The sequence below is a fragment of the Streptomyces sp. AC627_RSS907 genome (genome assembly GCF_019049165.1).
The window spans coordinates 1-546 of record NZ_JAGMUE010000640.1; the positions used below are offsets into that span (position 1 = coordinate 1).

Sequence of the window (546 nt, forward strand, 5' to 3'; positions counted from 1 at the left end):
GCGCCATGTTGATCACGGCACCCCACGCGACCATCGACCGCAGGTACCGGTCCCGGCCCACGAAGCGGAGCCCCTCGCCGATCTGCTGCCGCAGGGGTACCCGTTCGGCTTCGGGGGCGCGGTCCGGCTCGACCACCGCGATCCGTCGCAGGCAGAACGCGGAGACCAGGAACGTCACCGCGTCGGCCACGAGCGCGGCCACCGCACCGCACGCCTGCGCGAGCAACCCCGCCGCGCCAGGACCGACCACCCGGGTCGCGGCCTCGCTGCCCTGGAGCTTGGCGTTGCCTTCGAGCAGGTCCCGCCCGTCGAGGACGGTGCATATGTACGCGTGGTAGGCCGGGTCGAAGCACACCGCCGCCGTGCCGCACACCAGCGCGACGCCGACCAGGTGTCCGTACGTGAGCGCGCCGAGCCACGCCGCCACGGGGATGCTCACCAGGGCCGCGGCGGACACCAGGTCGCACGCGAGCATCAGCGGACGCTTGCGTGTCCTGTCCACCCACGCGCCCACCGGCAAGCCCACCACCAGCCAGGGCAGCCACA

The 546-nt window shown here is 73.3% G+C and carries 1 protein-coding gene; it reads right to left on the reverse strand.

Annotation, left to right across the window (positions count from 1 at the left end; genetic code table 11):
• Nucleotides 1–502: MFS transporter (locus tag KUM32_RS37550; RefSeq protein WP_308408823.1), on the reverse strand; the 502-nt coding region annotated here is incomplete at its 3' end.
• Between the last annotated feature and the right edge of the window lie 44 nt (nt 503–546).